The organism is Aeromonas sp. MTB (assembly GCF_056632455.1).
Genome location: NZ_CP147026.1, coordinates 3,913,814 through 3,928,285, shown reverse-complemented (window position 1 = coordinate 3,928,285; position 14,472 = coordinate 3,913,814). Strand labels below are relative to the sequence as shown.

At 58.8% G+C, this 14,472-nt stretch carries 13 protein-coding genes; 9 read left to right on the top strand and 4 right to left on the bottom strand.

Going from position 1 to position 14,472, the window contains the following annotated elements; all coding sequences use genetic code 11:
- The first annotated feature begins 220 nt into the window (after window positions 1-220).
- The 6 genes from WBR25_RS17905 to deoD all read left to right on the top strand — a co-directional run bounded on the left by WBR25_RS17905 (window position 221) and on the right by deoD (window position 6,446).
- Window positions 221-1,495 (top strand): NupC/NupG family nucleoside CNT transporter, encoded by a 1,275-nt coding sequence (locus WBR25_RS17905; RefSeq protein WP_005340466.1) that lies wholly within the window; start codon window positions 221-223, stop codon window positions 1,493-1,495.
- A 125-nt stretch (window positions 1,496-1,620) separates the two neighbouring features.
- A complete protein-coding gene (locus WBR25_RS17900) occupies window positions 1,621-1,791 on the top strand; it encodes a XapX domain-containing protein (protein ID WP_005340467.1) in 171 nt (56 codons plus the stop codon).
- 424 nt (window positions 1,792-2,215) lie between these two features.
- A complete protein-coding gene (deoC, locus tag WBR25_RS17895; RefSeq protein ID WP_005340468.1) occupies window positions 2,216-2,989 on the top strand; it encodes a deoxyribose-phosphate aldolase in 774 nt (257 codons plus the stop codon).
- Between the two features lie 109 nt (window positions 2,990-3,098).
- A complete protein-coding gene (gene deoA, locus WBR25_RS17890) occupies window positions 3,099-4,430 on the top strand; it encodes a thymidine phosphorylase (RefSeq protein ID WP_279486123.1) in 1,332 nt (443 codons plus the stop codon).
- Window positions 4,431-4,444: 14 nt separating this feature from the next.
- The gene (locus tag WBR25_RS17885; RefSeq protein WP_123173778.1) at window positions 4,445-5,653 is read left to right on the top strand and encodes a phosphopentomutase; all 1,209 of its coding nucleotides are present in this window, start codon (window positions 4,445-4,447) and stop codon (window positions 5,651-5,653) included.
- Window positions 5,654-5,729: 76 nt separating this feature from the next.
- Window positions 5,730-6,446: a purine-nucleoside phosphorylase gene (gene deoD / locus WBR25_RS17880; protein WP_005340471.1), complete on the top strand. Its 717-nt coding sequence runs from the start codon at window positions 5,730-5,732 to the stop codon at window positions 6,444-6,446.
- 67 nt (window positions 6,447-6,513) lie between these two features.
- Here deoD and WBR25_RS17875 read toward each other — a convergent pair whose 3' ends face one another.
- Window positions 6,514-7,134, bottom strand: a complete 621-nt coding sequence (locus WBR25_RS17875; protein WP_005340472.1) for an AhpA/YtjB family protein — start codon at window positions 7,132-7,134, stop codon at window positions 6,514-6,516.
- Window positions 7,135-7,253: 119 nt separating this feature from the next.
- Between WBR25_RS17875 and serB the strand changes: the two genes are divergently transcribed.
- A complete protein-coding gene (serB, locus tag WBR25_RS17870; protein WP_479748808.1) occupies window positions 7,254-8,264 on the top strand; it encodes a phosphoserine phosphatase SerB in 1,011 nt (336 codons plus the stop codon).
- 27 nt (window positions 8,265-8,291) lie between these two features.
- Window positions 8,292-9,197 carry an alpha/beta hydrolase family protein gene (locus tag WBR25_RS17865; protein WP_088870152.1) on the top strand — a complete coding sequence of 302 codons (906 nt, stop codon included), beginning with the start codon at window positions 8,292-8,294 and terminating at the stop codon, window positions 9,195-9,197.
- Window positions 9,198-9,252: 55 nt separating this feature from the next.
- On the opposite strand, the gene WBR25_RS17860 is transcribed toward WBR25_RS17865, so the two are convergent.
- Entirely contained in the window at window positions 9,253-11,631 is a 2,379-nt protein-coding gene (locus WBR25_RS17860) for a PilZ domain-containing protein (RefSeq protein WP_479748806.1), read from the bottom strand.
- A 100-nt stretch (window positions 11,632-11,731) separates the two neighbouring features.
- On the opposite strand from WBR25_RS17860, the gene radA reads away from it, so the two are divergent.
- The gene (gene radA / locus WBR25_RS17855) at window positions 11,732-13,099 is read left to right on the top strand and encodes a DNA repair protein RadA (RefSeq protein WP_005340481.1); all 1,368 of its coding nucleotides are present in this window, start codon (window positions 11,732-11,734) and stop codon (window positions 13,097-13,099) included.
- Window positions 13,100-13,180: 81 nt separating this feature from the next.
- Here radA and WBR25_RS17850 read toward each other — a convergent pair whose 3' ends face one another.
- On the bottom strand, window positions 13,181-13,561 hold the full coding sequence (locus tag WBR25_RS17850) for a PilZ domain-containing protein (RefSeq protein WP_005340482.1): 381 nt from the start codon (window positions 13,559-13,561) through the stop codon (window positions 13,181-13,183).
- A 100-nt stretch (window positions 13,562-13,661) separates the two neighbouring features.
- Window positions 13,662-14,144: an Rsd/AlgQ family anti-sigma factor gene (locus WBR25_RS17845; RefSeq protein ID WP_005348975.1), complete on the bottom strand. Its 483-nt coding sequence runs from the start codon at window positions 14,142-14,144 to the stop codon at window positions 13,662-13,664.
- Between the last annotated feature and the right edge of the window lie 328 nt (window positions 14,145-14,472).

Here is a 14,472-nt window from a genome sequence, read left to right as displayed (position 1 = left end):
ATGAAACAAATTTGCAACACCTGATTTAGTTGTCAGGAAAAAAAATGAGCGTAAAAATCGTTTGCTGTCTAATTTTGTGACACTTGGACATTTTGATAACGATAAAATGTGACCAGCATTATATTTTATCGGACTTTAATTAGTATAATGCGCTCCCCTTGATTAGTTGGGTTTAATAACAACTCGCTAACAAGCTAGGTGCTACTAGAGGAAGATAATAATGAATTTGTTCATGGGTCTGGTAGGGATGGCGACGCTCGTCCTTATCGCGGTGCTGTTCTCCAGCAATCGCAAGGCAATCAACGTCCGTACCGTTGTCGGTGCGTTCGCAATTCAAGCCGGTCTGGGGGCATTTGTTCTCTATGTTCCGGTTGGTCGCGATATCCTGGTCGGCGTGTCCGACGCGGTATCCAGCGTGATCAGCTACGGCCAGAACGGGATCGACTTCCTGTTTGGCGGTCTGGTCAGCAACAAGATGTTTGAAGTGTTCGGTGGCGGCGGCTTTGTCTTTGCCTTCCGTGTTCTGCCGGTCATCATCTTCTTCTCTTCCCTGATTGCAGTGCTCTACTACCTGGGCATCATGCAGATGGTCATCAAGTTGCTGGGCGGCGGTCTGCAGAAAGTATTGGGTACTTCCCGCACCGAATCCCTCTCTGCAACTGCCAACATCTTCGTCGGTCAGACCGAAGCGCCGCTGGTGGTTCGTCCCTACATCGCCAAGATGACTGACTCCGAGCTGTTCGCCGTCATGTGTGGTGGTCTGGCTTCCGTTGCCGGTTCCGTACTGGCCGGTTACGCCTCTATGGGCGTGAAGATGGAGTACCTGATTGCTGCCTCCTTCATGGCTGCACCGGGTGGTCTGCTGTTCGCCAAGCTGCTGGTTCCCGAGACTGAGACCCCGAACTACGACGAAAGTTCTGCCGATGCCGAGCTGGATGACAAGCCTGCCAACGTCATTGACGCTGCTGCTGCTGGCGCCTCTGCCGGTATGCAACTGGCCCTGAACGTCGGCGCCATGCTGCTGGCCTTCATCGGTCTGATCGCCATGATCAACGGCATCTTCTCCGGTGTGGGTGGCTGGTTCGGTTATCCGCAACTCTCTCTGGAACTGCTGCTGGGCTGGATCTTCTCCCCGCTGGCCTTCCTGATTGGTGTGCCTTGGAATGAAGCAGTGGTTGCTGGTTCCTTCATCGGTCAGAAGCTGGTAGTGAACGAGTTCGTGGCTTACCTGAACTTCGCTCCGTACCTGAAAGACGAAGTGCTGATCAACGGTGTGGCCATGTCCGATCACACCAAGGCGATCATCTCCTTCGCGCTGTGTGGTTTTGCCAACCTCTCCTCCGTTGCCATCCTGCTGGGTGGTCTGGGGTCCATGGCGCCGAACCGCCGCGGTACCATTGCACGCTTTGGTCTGAAAGCCGTACTGGCTGGCTCTCTGTCCAACCTGATGTCTGCCACTATCGCAGGCTTCTTCCTGGCACTGTCCGGCATGTAATCGCCGCCTGACTGACAGGGTATAAACACGAACGCCACGGCATCTGCCGTGGCGTTCGCGTATGGAGCGGTGACAACCGTTTTCCTATCTAAACTAATAATAAAATGAGTCAAATCGGAGGTTATATGAATGAAGTGCTACTGGCGATGGTGGCCGGCTTTATAGTTGGTTTGTTGTTTTCTTTCCTCAAATTGCCGATCCCGGCGCCTCCCGTTTTGTCCGGGGTAATGGGGATCGTCGGGGTCTATCTGGGGGGATTGGCCTACTCCTGGATCCTGACCCGTTTCTTTTCGTAAGGCTTTTTTAGACCTGGATTTGCCAGATGTGAGGTACCTCTGAAATTGGCAAATCCGGCTTGCAAACAGGGGGTATCTCGGCTGAAATAGGCGTTGCCAGCAGGGTGCTGGCAATGACTAATACTCGATGAAATCGGGTGTTGGCGGTCAAATGGAATTGATTGGGAAGTCGGGTCAGATGTTGTCGGCCTTTCTCAAGTCTTCATGGAACCAAGTCCGCACTTTTGTAAGAAAGTGACAGGGCTCTTGCCTTATTTACAGTCGCAGTGCCTGCAGGGTGTTTTGAATAGCATCCCGATAGTGCCGGTGCCTTCGCACTGTAATTCCATTCCCGTATAGCTGGGGATTACTGCCTGTGCATCCATCGCTGGATGGTATGGTGGTGCCCGGTTATCTGGATTAAATCGAGACTTTGGAGAACAGAATGACTGATCTGAAAGTGGCCGCTCAGCGCGCCCTGAACCTGATGGACCTGACCACCCTGAACGATGACGACACCGATCAGAAGGTGATCGACCTGTGCCATAAGGCCAAGTCACCGGCTGGCCTGACCGCCGCCGTCTGCATCTACCCCCGTTTTATCCCTATCGCTCGCAAAACCCTGCGTGAGATCGGCGCAGCCGACGTACGCATTGCGACCGTGACCAACTTCCCCCACGGCAACGACGACATCGAGATCGCCGTGGCCGAGACCCGTGCCGCTGTCGCCTACGGTGCTGATGAAGTGGACGTGGTGTTCCCGTATCGCGCCTTCATGGCCGGTAATGAACAGATTGGTTTTGATCTGGTCAAAGCCTGTAAAGAGGCCTGCGGTGCCAACGTGCTGCTGAAAGTGATCATCGAAACCGGCGAGCTGAAAGAAGAGGCGCTGATCCGTCGCGCTTCCGAGATCTGTATCGATGCCGGTGCCGACTTCATCAAGACCTCCACCGGCAAGGTGCCGGTCAATGCGACCCCAGAAGCGGCACGCATCATGATGGAAGTGATCAAGGCCAAGAATCCGAAAGTCGGCTTCAAGCCGGCAGGTGGCGTGAAAGATGCAGCCGTTGCCGGTCAGTACCTGGCCATGGCCGAAGAGATCCTCGGCAACGACTGGGTATCTGCCCGTACCTTCCGCTTTGGTGCATCCAGCCTGCTGGCCAGTCTGCTGGCCACTCTGGGGCATGGCGACAAGCCGGCCAACACCAGCGGTTACTAATAGGTTGATGAGAGGGCGGACTGCTGTCCGCCCTGTTAGCCCCCACCATGCTGTGTGCGGGCAAGGATTCAGGCTTGTGTAACGCCAGCAATGGCGGAGGGAATGAAAGATGTTTTTGCCTCAAGAAATTATTCGCAAGAAGCGCAACGGTGAAGCGCTCAGTACCCAAGAAATTCAATTCTTCGTTCAGGGCATTACCAACAACACCATCGGCGAAGGGCAGATCGCCGCGCTGGCGATGGCGGTCTACTTCAAAGATATGACCATGGATGAGCGGGTAGCCCTGACCTGCGCCATGCGCGACTCCGGCATGGTATTGACCTGGGATCACCTCAATCTGGGTGGCCCGATTGTCGACAAGCACTCCACCGGTGGGGTGGGTGATGTTGTCTCCCTGATGCTTGGCCCGATGGTCGCTGCCTGCGGCGGTTTCGTGCCGATGATCTCCGGTCGTGGTCTGGGCCACACCGGCGGTACGCTGGACAAGCTGGATGCCATTCCCGGCTACCAGACCTCGGTCGACAACGATCGTTTTCTGAAAGTGGTGAAAGAGGCGGGTGTCGCCATCATCGGCCAGACCGGCGATCTCGCCCCGGCTGACAAGCGTATCTATGCAGTACGGGACATCACCGCCACTGTCGAATCTGTCGCGATGATCACCGGCTCCATCCTCTCCAAGAAGCTCGCCTCCGGGCTGGAAGCGCTGGTGATGGATGTGAAAGTGGGCTCCGGCGCCTTTATGCCGACCTTCGAAGCCTCCGAAGAGCTGGCCAAGAGCATTGTGGCCGTGGCCAACGGTGCCGGTTGCCGCACCTCTGCGCTGCTCACCGACATGAACCAGGTGCTGGCCTCCAGCGCCGGTAACGCGGTGGAAGTGCGTGAAGCGGTGCGCTACCTGACCGGTGAATACCGCAACCCGCGGATCCACGAAGTGACTATGGCGCTGTGCGCCGAGATGCTGATCTCCGCCGGTCTTGCCAGCGACGAGCGCGATGCCCGCACCAAGCTGCAGGCTGTGCTGGATAATGGCAAGGCGGCCGAGATCTTCGGCCGCATGGTGACAGGTCTCGGTGGCCCGGCTGATTTTATTGAGCGTTACGATGCTTACCTGCCCAAAGCCGCCATCGTGCGCCCGGTCTTCGCGGCCAACAGCGGCTTCGTGACCGCCATGGATACCCGCGAGCTTGGTCTGGCCGTGGTGGCGATGGGCGGTGGTCGCCGCGCTGCCGGTGACAAACTTGATTATGCGGTCGGTCTGACCGACTTTATCCGCCTGGGTCAAAGTGTTGATGCTGACAAGCCGATCGCGATGATCCACGCTCAGACTGAAGAGCAATATGCTCAGGCTGCCAGCATGGTGCAGGCGGCTGTCCGGATTGGTGGCGAGCGGCCGGAGGCACTGCCTGAAGTGTACCGCCGCATCACCCTGGCCGATTTGTAACAAGGGGAAGACCCATGAAACGTACCTTTATTCTGATGATGGACTCTTTCGGTATTGGCGCTGCTGCCGACGCCGACAAGTTCGGAGATGTGGGCGCCAACACCCTTGGCCATATCGCCAAGGCGTGTGCGGCAGGTGAAATAGAAGGCCGTGGCGCCCTCAATCTGCCGAACCTCAACAAGCTGGGTCTGGGCCACGCCTGCGAGCAGGCCTCCGGCTACTTCCCGGAAGGGCTGAAGAAAGATATCGAGGTGGTCGGTGCCTACGGCTTTGCGCAGGAGCTTTCCTCCGGAAAGGACACCCCGTCCGGTCACTGGGAGATCGCCGGTGTGCCTGTGCTGTTCGAGTGGGGCTACTTCAAGGATCACCACAACAGCTTCCCGCAGGAGCTGCTGGACGCCATCGTCGAGAAGGCCGGTCTGCCGGGCTATCTCGGTAACTGCCACGCTTCCGGTACCCAGGTGCTGGACGATCTGGGCGAAGAGCACATGAAGACCGGCAAGCCGATCCTCTACACCTCTGCCGACTCCGTGTTCCAGATTGCCTGCCATGAAGAGACCTACGGCCTCGAGAAGCTCTATGAGCTGTGCCACATAGTGCGCGAGCTGCTGGAGCCCTACAACATCGGCCGCGTGATTGCGCGTCCGTTTGTGGGCACTGGCAAGGGCAACTTCAAGCGCACCGGCAACCGTCACGACTACTCAGTGCTGCCGCCGGCGCCGACCGTACTGGATTACATGAAAGATGCGGGCGGTCAGGTGGTCTCCATCGGCAAGATTGCCGACATCTATGCCCAGCAGGGCATCACCAAGCAGGTGAAAGGGACCGGTCTGACCGAGCTGTGGGATCGCACGCTGGAAGAGGTGAAAGCGGCCGGTGACAACACCATCGTCTTCACCAACTTCGTCGACTTCGACTCCTCCTACGGCCACCGCCGTGACGTTGCCGGTTATGCCGGTGCACTGGAGTATTTCGATTCCCGCCTGCCGGAGCTGTTTGATCTGCTGCAAGATGGCGACGTGGTGGTGCTGACTGCGGACCACGGCTGTGACCCGACCTGGGGTGGGACCGACCACACCCGCGAATACATTCCGGTGCTGTTCTTCGGCAAGCCGGTCAAGGCCGGCTCTGTCGGTCGTCGCGAGACCTTTGCCGATATCGGCCAGAGCATCGCGGCTTACCACGGCCTGCCGAAACTGGCGTACGGTACCAGCTTCCTGTAATTTACCCGCCCGCCACTTCGGCGGCGGGCAATTTATAAAACAATAAAACTCAACCTAGTGTGAAGGAATCAAGAGAATGGCAACTCCTCATATCAATGCGAAAGATGGCGCCTTTGCTGATACCGTGCTGATGCCGGGTGACCCCCTGCGCGCCAAGTACATCGCTGAAACTTTCCTGGAGAACGTCGAGCAGATCTGCGACGTGCGCAACATGTTCGGTTTCACCGGTACCTACAAGGGCCGTCGTATCTCCGTCATGGGTCACGGCATGGGTATCCCGTCCTGCTCCATCTACGCAAAAGAGCTGATCACCGATTACGGTGTGAAGACCCTGATCCGCGTGGGCTCCTGTGGCGCCGTGCGTGAAGACGTGAAACTGCGTGACGTGGTGATCGGTATGGGTGCCTGCACCGATTCCAAAGTAAACCGTCTGCGCTTCAAGGATCACGACTTCGCTGCCATCGCCGACTTCGACCTGGTTGCCAATGCCGTGCAGGCCGCCAAGAACAAGGGCGTTGCCGTGCGCGTCGGTAACATCTTCTCTGCCGACCTGTTCTACACTCCGGACCCCTCCATGTTCGACGTCATGGAAAAGTACGGCATCCTGGGTGTCGAAATGGAAGCCGCCGGTATCTATGGCGTGGCCGCAGAGTACGGTGCCAAGGCGTTGACCATCTGCACCGTCTCCGACCATATCCGTACCGGTGAGCAGACCACCTCTGAAGAGCGTCAGCTGACCTTCAACGACATGATCGAAATCGCACTGGATTCCGTCCTGCTGGGCGACAAGTAATTCCCTTGCGAATAAGAAACGGCGGCCTTCTGGCCGCCGTTTTTGTATCCGCTCTCTGGTTGCGCCATCAATTTTCCGGAGGTGGCGAGGGGGGCGTACTCTTTTTCTTGTGCTTGCGCACCCGCATGTAGTTGCGGCGCACGCCGTAGGAGATGAGCACCCCGGCCAGCAGGGCGACCAGCAGCATCAGCCGCTGTTTCTCCTGCACTACCTTGAGCCGGGTGTCCTTGTCTGCCAGCATCTGCTGCTCTTCCAGGGTGATTCGCAGGAAGCCGATGGTCTGCTCGCCATCCCGGATCTCCTGTACGAACTGGATCCGCCCCTTGCCCTGCTCCGGCAGTGACTTGTTATCGCTGCCGATGGGCAGCAGGCTCTCCAGCGGCACCGCCTGCTCAGACTGGGCGAGGGGAATGCCGCGTCCATCGTAGAGGGTGGCATCGAGGATCTCCGGCTCGGCTGCCAGATCCCGCGCCAGCCGCTCCAGCTCGCTGCTCTTCTCCTCCTTGATCCAGCGCTTCATGTCGCGGGCGGCATAGGCGACCAGCGCCTGTGCCCGGTTGCGCGCTTCGCTGTGCAGCGAGGCCTGGCTTTCACCCTGCATATGAATGAGTACACCGAGCACCCAGCATCCGAGCAGGATACCGGCACCCAGGCTGAGAACACGTTTGATGGGAAGATGACGCTGCAAGCGTGAGACCTCTGGTAACAAGGAGTGGCGGGATCTTGGCGCTTGCCTGTACAAAAAGCAATACGCTACTCTGGGCCAGCATTTTTAACCCCCTGATCACCAAGGAAGGCGTATCCCTTATGTTGTTGTCTCGGCTCCCCCCTCTGTTATCCGATTGGCCCGCGTTGTTGTCCGGCTCACCCTGTTGGCAGCTCCACGCAGATGCGTTGCAACCGACAGAGACTCCGCAGGCTGGCGGCTGGTTGGTGCTGTTTGGCAAGGGGCTGGGCGCATCCCATCTGGCGTGTCTGTCACCTTTGTTGGCTGCACAGGGGTTGGCGGCCACCCTCTATCCTCCCACCGAGGTGGTGGGCGTGCCGTTGCTGCTGCTTGGCTGCGATCGCTTCTCTGCCGGGCTGGTGGCCGAGCTCAAGAGCGGTGAGTGGGAGATCGATCTCTGCCATCTGCCCGCCCTGCCGACCCTGAACGAGCCCGGCCTGCTGGTGATGGATATGGATTCCACCGCGATCCGCATCGAGTGTATAGACGAGATTGCCCGACTTGCCGGGGTCGGCGAGCAGGTGGCGGCAGTGACGGCCGCGGCGATGCAGGGCAAGCTGGAGTTTTCCGACAGCCTGCGCAATCGGGTGGCCCTTCTGGCAGGGGCGCCGGTCACCATTCTCGACGAGGTGGCGGCATGGATGCCCTGGATGCCGGGCTTGCAGCTGATGGTCGATACCCTCAAAGGGGCGGGTTGGAAGGTGGCCATCGCCTCCGGCGGTTTTACCCGTTTTGCTGGCCAGTTGCAGCGCGATCTGGGGCTCGATGCCATCTTCGCCAACGAGCTGGCGGTGGAAGGGGAGCAACTGACGGGCAAGGTGAGCGGGCGCATCGTCGATGCCAGCGTCAAGGCCGAGGTGTTGCAGCTGCTGGCTCAGGAGTACGGCATTGCTGCCGCCCAGACCGTGGCCATCGGCGATGGTGCAAACGATCTCAAGATGATGGGGGTAGCTGGCCTTGGCATCGCCATTCACGCCAAGCCGCTGGTGCGGGCGCAGGCGGCGGCCACCCTCAATCATCACGATCTGGAAGGGGTGATCTGCCTGCTGGCAGCGCGGGCTTGCAGCGAGCAACGTTGGGACAAGCGGTGACAGTGTTTCAGGAGGAAACCAATAAAAATGGAATTGTTGCAGCAGTCTCTGTTTATCCCCTGTGGTGGCCATCAATTGCATGTTCGCCACATCAAACCCCGGGTCGCCGTGCATGGAGAGCCGATCCTGATGGTGCACGGCGCCATCGAGAACGGGCGGATCTTCTATACCGAATCGGGCAAGGGGTTGGCCTGTTTTCTGGCCCGCCATGGCTATCAGGTTTATGTGGCTGATTTGCGGGGGAGGGGGCTCAGCACTCCTGCCATCGCCGAGCAGGCGGAGCACGGTCAGCATGAGCTGATCACCGAGGATCTGCCCGCCCTGCACCGCTGGATTGCCGCGCGCCATCACGGCTTCAAGGTGCACTGGGTGGCCCACTCCTGGGGTGGTGTCATCATGGCCTCGACCCTGGTGCGCTTCCCCGAGCTGGCGGATCAGGTGGCCAGCCTGCTGTTTTTTGGCACCAAGCGCGGTGTGTCGGTGCACAATCCCGAGCGCTGGCTGAAGGTGGATCTGATCTGGAATCGGCTGGCCCCCTGGCTGGCTCGCCGCCGTGGTTTTCTGGCGGCTCGCAATCTGAAGATCGGTGCTGACGACGAGCCGCTGCGCTATCTGCAGGAGACCATCCCCTGGGTCAAGTGCGGCCCCTGGCAGGATCCTCACGACGGTTTTGCCTATGACGAGGCGGCGGCACGGGTCAACTGGCCACCGCTCTGGATGATCTCGGCCAAAGCGGACAAGGTGCTGGGTCACCCGACCGATGTGCGCCGTTTCAGCGACGAGATGGGTTCGGCAACTCGTCACACCCGATTGGGGCGGGACAACGGCAACCGCCTCGATTATGACCACATCAATATGCTGACCGCCCCGCAGGCGCAGGAGGATCACTTCCCCCAGATCCTCGACTGGCTGCTCAACCCGCAGGCAGCATGACAAAAAAACAGGGCGTATTGAGCGCCCTGTTTCATTTCTGTATGTTCCGGGATCTTCAGTTCAGCGGCGGCGTGATACCAAAGCGGAACAGGGTGGCCTGGGTGGTATCGGTCAGTTCGCCCACCCCCACCACGCTCCACAGCTCCTCTTCCAGCTTGCGCGCCTTGTGGATGGCGAACTTGGCGATGTAGTCCAGCTCGTTGGCGATGAAGTTGGTGTCGGGCCGTCCGGTACGGGAGATACCGACCAGCACCGAGTAGAACTCCCCCTGCTGCTGCGCCAGCTCGATGAACTGACGCTTCTCTTTGAGGTTGGCAAAGCTGCTGGCCAGCCGGCTGCTGAAGATGGGCAGGCCGGCCTTGGTCTGGATGCTGGCGATATAGACCTCGTCCTCTCTCGGTTTGTCCTCCCGCTCGATGGCGCGCAGCGGGTTCATCAGCAGCTCCTTGAGCAGCTCCCCCTGAAACAGCGGGTAGAGGTTCTCCTGCTCCGGCAGCTCTGCACAGGCTTGCAGCAACCGCTGCAGACTGCGCGGTTGCAGGGATTTGCCGATGGAGGCCGGTTTGGGCGCGCCTTTCAGCTTGTTGACGTAGACCGGCGAGTTGAACAGGTGGTGGGTGTAGATGTTGCGCAGTGCCCGCGCCAGCCCGCGATAGCGACGCTGCTCCTGCGCCGCCTTGAGCTTGTTCTGGTTGCTCTCGATCAGCAGGCTGAAGAACTGGCGGCCGGTATGGCGATCCGAATCCCCTTCGATGCAGAGGTGCAGCACGGTGCGGGTCATGTTGAGACTGACCAGTCGGTAGGAGAGGCGCTGCAAATCCATGCTCTTGGAGAGCTCCTGCAAGCGGGGCAGGGCGATGGTCACCACATCGTTCTTCTCGCCGATAAAGGCATCTTCCAGCTCGATTTGCAGGCCGTGAGTCGAGATGTCGCGGGTCCAGCCGATCCAGGATTTGCCGTTGTGATGGATGGCGACCGCCGTCTTGTGGATGTAGCGCGACTCCTTGCGCAGCTGAACATAGTGCAGGGTCTCGATCTCGAACGGGGTAACTCCCTGTTCGTGACCAAAGCGTTGCAGCTCGTTGGCGTTGTTGCTGACCCCTTCCTGATGGAACTCTTCCCGCTGGGACTCCAGCCCGATCTCCTGCAGCAGGCCGCAATAGCCGATCTGCTTGAGCCGCTCGAGCAGCAGGATATCTTGCAACTGCGGGTTGTCCTGCCCCTGCAGTTGTCCCACATCCGCCTCGACCAGATCGCATGCCTCCAGCGTGAACTTGTAGACACGCCAGCTGGGGCGGCGTGAGCCCACCTGGAAGAAGAGGGCGGTGAGGCCACTCTGGCGCAGTTCCTCGGCGGTGGCGGAGAAGAAGTAGATGTGGCTGCGCACCGTGTGGGTAAAACAGTAGATGATGGTCTCGGTGGTGGTGCCGGGGGCCGGGCAGAGCCGTTTCATCCGCTCTGCGCTGAAAAGCCCCGCGAGGGCATCGCGGTTTTTCTCATCGCGCCAATACTCCAGCAGGTGCTGGTTGTTCTCGGTACGCAGGGCAATCTCGAGATTGGGGCTGTCGCCGGTGCCGAAGAAGAGCGGCATACCGGTCATCCGCGGCAGGTAGAACTGCTCATACCCCTTGATGATGGCGGCGGAGAGCAGATAGTCGACGCTGACCCGATAGCGGATCTTGTTGGCATCGATAAAGTCGCTGAGGAAGGCATCAAAGGCGGGCTGTTCGCCGGAGCGCACCAGCCGCAGCCAGTATTTCCCCTCTTTGCTCTCTTCGCCGAGGATCTGATAGCCGACCGGCTGGTGCAGCACAGGATTGGGGGTGTCCCGCTCCAGTCCGGTAAAGAAGACCTCCACCTGGGCGCCGGTGTGATAGCTCGGCAGATAGGGAACCGAGACCCGCATGCCACCCAGCGAGAGATCGGAACTCTTGGCGAACAGCTTCTCACCATCCTGAAACTTGATCAGCACCGGCGAGCTGAAGTGCATCCGCTCCTGACGGCGGCCGTAGTAGCTGGCAAAGGCAATGGTGTTGACATCATATTGCCGGAAGGGGCTGGCCGGCGGCGACAGCTGACCATCCACGCGGGCGTTGTGGTGCTGTTTTTGCCACTGTTGCAGCGCCTCGTAGACGCCGAGGGTATAGATATCGCGGTAGAGATAGCACTGGGACTGGAACAGGGCAATCGCATCGGCGGGCATGAAGTGAGTGATGCCGTCGAACTCATGCACCAGGCACTCATCCTCCAGCTCATCGCGCATGTCGATGACCCTGCGGCAGGGGGAGCACTTGCGCTTGAGCTCCATCTTGATCAGAAAACGGCTGTTGCTGTTTTCCTCCTGAGTCATGCGGTTGAAGATCTCCTCGAAATCTTTCTCCCGCAGCAAGGGGACGAGTTGTTCAATCAGATGTTGCTGGTGTTCTGAATCCATTTGTTCCTGCCACGGAAAGTCACTTTTCCGATTCTGGGTTTGATCTGTCGGTCGCAAACAAGTATATCAAGCAGGAATTCATCCTGTCCCCGAGTTATCAATGGCCAAAAATAAAACTGCTTATGTTTGTTCCGAATGTGGTGCCGACTTCACACGCTGGCAAGGTCAATGCAGCGAGTGCAAGGAGTGGAATACCATTACCGAGGTGCGCCTTGGCTCGGTGAGCCCCGCTGGCAAGAGTGCCCGTTACACCGGTTATGCCGGCGCGGTCGGCAGTCAGGTACAGACACTGGCAGAGATCGCCACTACCGAAATTCCCCGTTTTACCTCAGGTTTCAAGGAGTTGGATCGGGTGCTTGGTGGCGGTGTGGTGCCCGGATCGGCCATTCTGATCGGCGGCAACCCGGGGGCGGGCAAGTCGACCTTGCTGCTGCAAACCATGTGTGGTCTCGCTGAACGGATGAAAACCCTCTATGTCACTGGTGAGGAGTCGCTGCAGCAAGTCGCGATGCGGGCCAACCGCCTTGGGCTGCCCACCGACAAGCTGCGGATGCTCTCCGAGACCAGCGTCGAGCAGATCTGTCTGATTGCCCAGCAGGAGCAGCCGCAGATCATGGTGATTGACTCCATTCAGGTGATGCATGTGGCGGATGTGCAATCGTCCCCCGGTTCTGTCTCGCAGGTGCGCGAAGCGGCGGCGCTGCTGACCCGCTATGCCAAGCAGAATCATGTGGCCATCTTCATGGTGGGCCATGTGACCAAGGATGGCAGTCTGGCGGGCCCCAAGGTGCTGGAGCACTGCATCGACTGCTCTGTGCTGCTCGATGGTGGCCATGACTCCCGTTTTCGGACTCTGCGCTCTCACAAGAACCGCTTCGGTGCGGTCAACGAGCTGGGGGTCTTTGCCATGACCGAGCAGGGGATGCGCGAGGTGAGCAACCCTTCCGCCATCTTCCTCAGCCGGGGGCAGGAGCAGGCGCCCGGTTCCATCGTCATGGTGATCTGGGAGGGCACCCGACCGCTGCTGGTGGAGTTGCAGGCGCTGGTGGACTACTCCCAGCTCTCCAACCCGCGGCGGGTGGCGGTGGGGATGGATCACAACAGGCTTGCCATGTTGCTGGCGGTGCTGCACCGTCACGGCGGGCTGCAGATGGCGGATCAGGATGTCTTCATCAACGTGGTCGGCGGGGTCAAGGTCGAGGAGACCAGTGCGGATCTGGCGCTGCTGCTGGCGATGGTCTCCAGCTTCCGGGATCAGGCGCTGCCCAAGGATCTGGTGGTGTTCGGTGAAGTGGGTCTTTCTGGTGAAATTCGCCCTGTGCCGTCCGGTCAGGAGCGGTTGCAGGAGGCGGCCAAGCACGGTTTCCGCCGTGCCATCGTGCCGCACGCCAATGCCCCCAAGCATCCCATCGAAGGGATGGAAGTGGTGCCGGTCAAGAAGCTGTCTGAGGCACTTGAGGCGCTGTAATCCCTCAGCATTGCAATCGATACAACAGCACAACGGAAAAAGAGCGCCTCGGCGCTCTTTTTTATGGGCTGGAACCTGCCATCAGGGCTGGCTATGTTCCAGATGTTCGCTCAGCAGTTGTTCCAGCTCGCGGTGGAGCAGCTCTTCGTCACCGACGTTGAGCTCGATCATCCGCTTGAGGTGGGTGGCGCTGTCGATATCGATGTGGTGGCAGTAGAAACCCAGTTTCTTGCTGGCTTCGTGGGTCAGCTCGACCTGCATTTTGATCTCGATATCGCTACCGCTCAGGATAAAGCTGAGCTGGTACTCCTTGTTGTCACGGCTCTCCCAGTCGTCGGGGCGGATCAGCAGGGCTCCCTGCAAGGAGACGTCGACAAGCTGGGTCTGCCACTTCTGTTCCCCCTGGGTGAGTTCTGCCATGGTCAAGTAGAGGATCCGTGCAAAACGGCGGCGCTCAGACATGCTCATCTCCTGTATGCAATAAGTGTGGACGCTAGGGTCATTGCTCTGAGTGTAATCCACCTTGGTTGCCAGTATCTTGAACTTGCTCCGAAAATGGCATTCAGGCTTGCTGGGTACTCAAGGATTCCACTACATGAAGCGCCTTGACCAGGCGATCTTCCTGTTTGAACCGCTCTTCCAGAACCGGACCCAACTCATTGAGATCATCATCCAGTAGCAGCAATTGGGCCTCGTCGGCATCACTGTATTTGTCGTTGAACTCGAGGGCGAATTCAGTGCTGTTGCGAATATGGGGATAGATGCGCTTGGCCAGCTCCAGTGTTTCGCCGCTGGCTTGCTCGAAGGCGGTGACGACGTGGTGGTAGATCTCGAAATGGCCCGCGCTGACATAGTCGACCAGGCGGTCGCAAAACTGATGCAGCTCTTCTGTTTTGGGCAGGCTGCGTTGCTTGGTCCGCGCCGGAGTAAGGCCTGCCAGCTGCATGTATCCAACCAGCAGCGCTTGCCTTGCATCCAGCCAGTCGTCGATAGCCTTATGCTTGCCTGCCAGCGCCTGCTTGGTCTGTTCCAGTTTCGTCAACATAATCCCTATCCCTCCGTGGGGCAAAGGCTGGCCGATTGTTCGGTATTCCGAGCCGTTTGAGCAGTGACACAACCTATAACTAGGGAAAATCTGGGCAAGCGTCAATAGCCATGGGGGGATAATGTTAAGTGGCGAAGAAATAGTCAGCGGATTGTGTCTGCGTGCTAGCAGGTTTCAGGCCTGCTCACGGTTTTTCGCGTGTGGAATGTGACTATTTCCGCAGATCTTGATGAAAACCCCAGCGTTTGACGCGTTCGGCTCGATAAAGGCTTTGCCTGTGCGTTTTTTTTTGCATAGAGTGACCCAGCGCTAAATGCCCGATCATAAA

What these genes read in the sequence shown, in the direction of transcription:
- WBR25_RS17885 (WP_123173778.1), top strand. Translation starts at nt 4,445, where the DNA reads ATGAAACGTACCTTTATTCTGATGATGGACTCTTTCGGTATTGGCGCT.
- radA (WP_005340481.1), top strand. Translation starts at nt 11,732, where the DNA reads ATGGCCAAAAATAAAACTGCTTATGTTTGTTCCGAATGTGGTGCCGAC.
- WBR25_RS17865 (WP_088870152.1), top strand. Translation starts at nt 8,292, where the DNA reads ATGGAATTGTTGCAGCAGTCTCTGTTTATCCCCTGTGGTGGCCATCAA.
- WBR25_RS17900 (WP_005340467.1), top strand. Translation starts at nt 1,621, where the DNA reads ATGAATGAAGTGCTACTGGCGATGGTGGCCGGCTTTATAGTTGGTTTG.
- deoA (WP_279486123.1), top strand. Translation starts at nt 3,099, where the DNA reads ATGTTTTTGCCTCAAGAAATTATTCGCAAGAAGCGCAACGGTGAAGCG.
- WBR25_RS17860 (WP_479748806.1), bottom strand. Translation starts at nt 11,631, where the DNA reads ATGGATTCAGAACACCAGCAACATCTGATTGAACAACTCGTCCCCTTG.
- deoC (WP_005340468.1), top strand. Translation starts at nt 2,216, where the DNA reads ATGACTGATCTGAAAGTGGCCGCTCAGCGCGCCCTGAACCTGATGGAC.
- WBR25_RS17905 (WP_005340466.1), top strand. Translation starts at nt 221, where the DNA reads ATGAATTTGTTCATGGGTCTGGTAGGGATGGCGACGCTCGTCCTTATC.
- WBR25_RS17850 (WP_005340482.1), bottom strand. Translation starts at nt 13,561, where the DNA reads ATGTCTGAGCGCCGCCGTTTTGCACGGATCCTCTACTTGACCATGGCA.
- deoD (WP_005340471.1), top strand. Translation starts at nt 5,730, where the DNA reads ATGGCAACTCCTCATATCAATGCGAAAGATGGCGCCTTTGCTGATACC.
- serB (WP_479748808.1), top strand. Translation starts at nt 7,254, where the DNA reads ATGTTGTTGTCTCGGCTCCCCCCTCTGTTATCCGATTGGCCCGCGTTG.
- WBR25_RS17845 (WP_005348975.1), bottom strand. Translation starts at nt 14,144, where the DNA reads ATGTTGACGAAACTGGAACAGACCAAGCAGGCGCTGGCAGGCAAGCAT.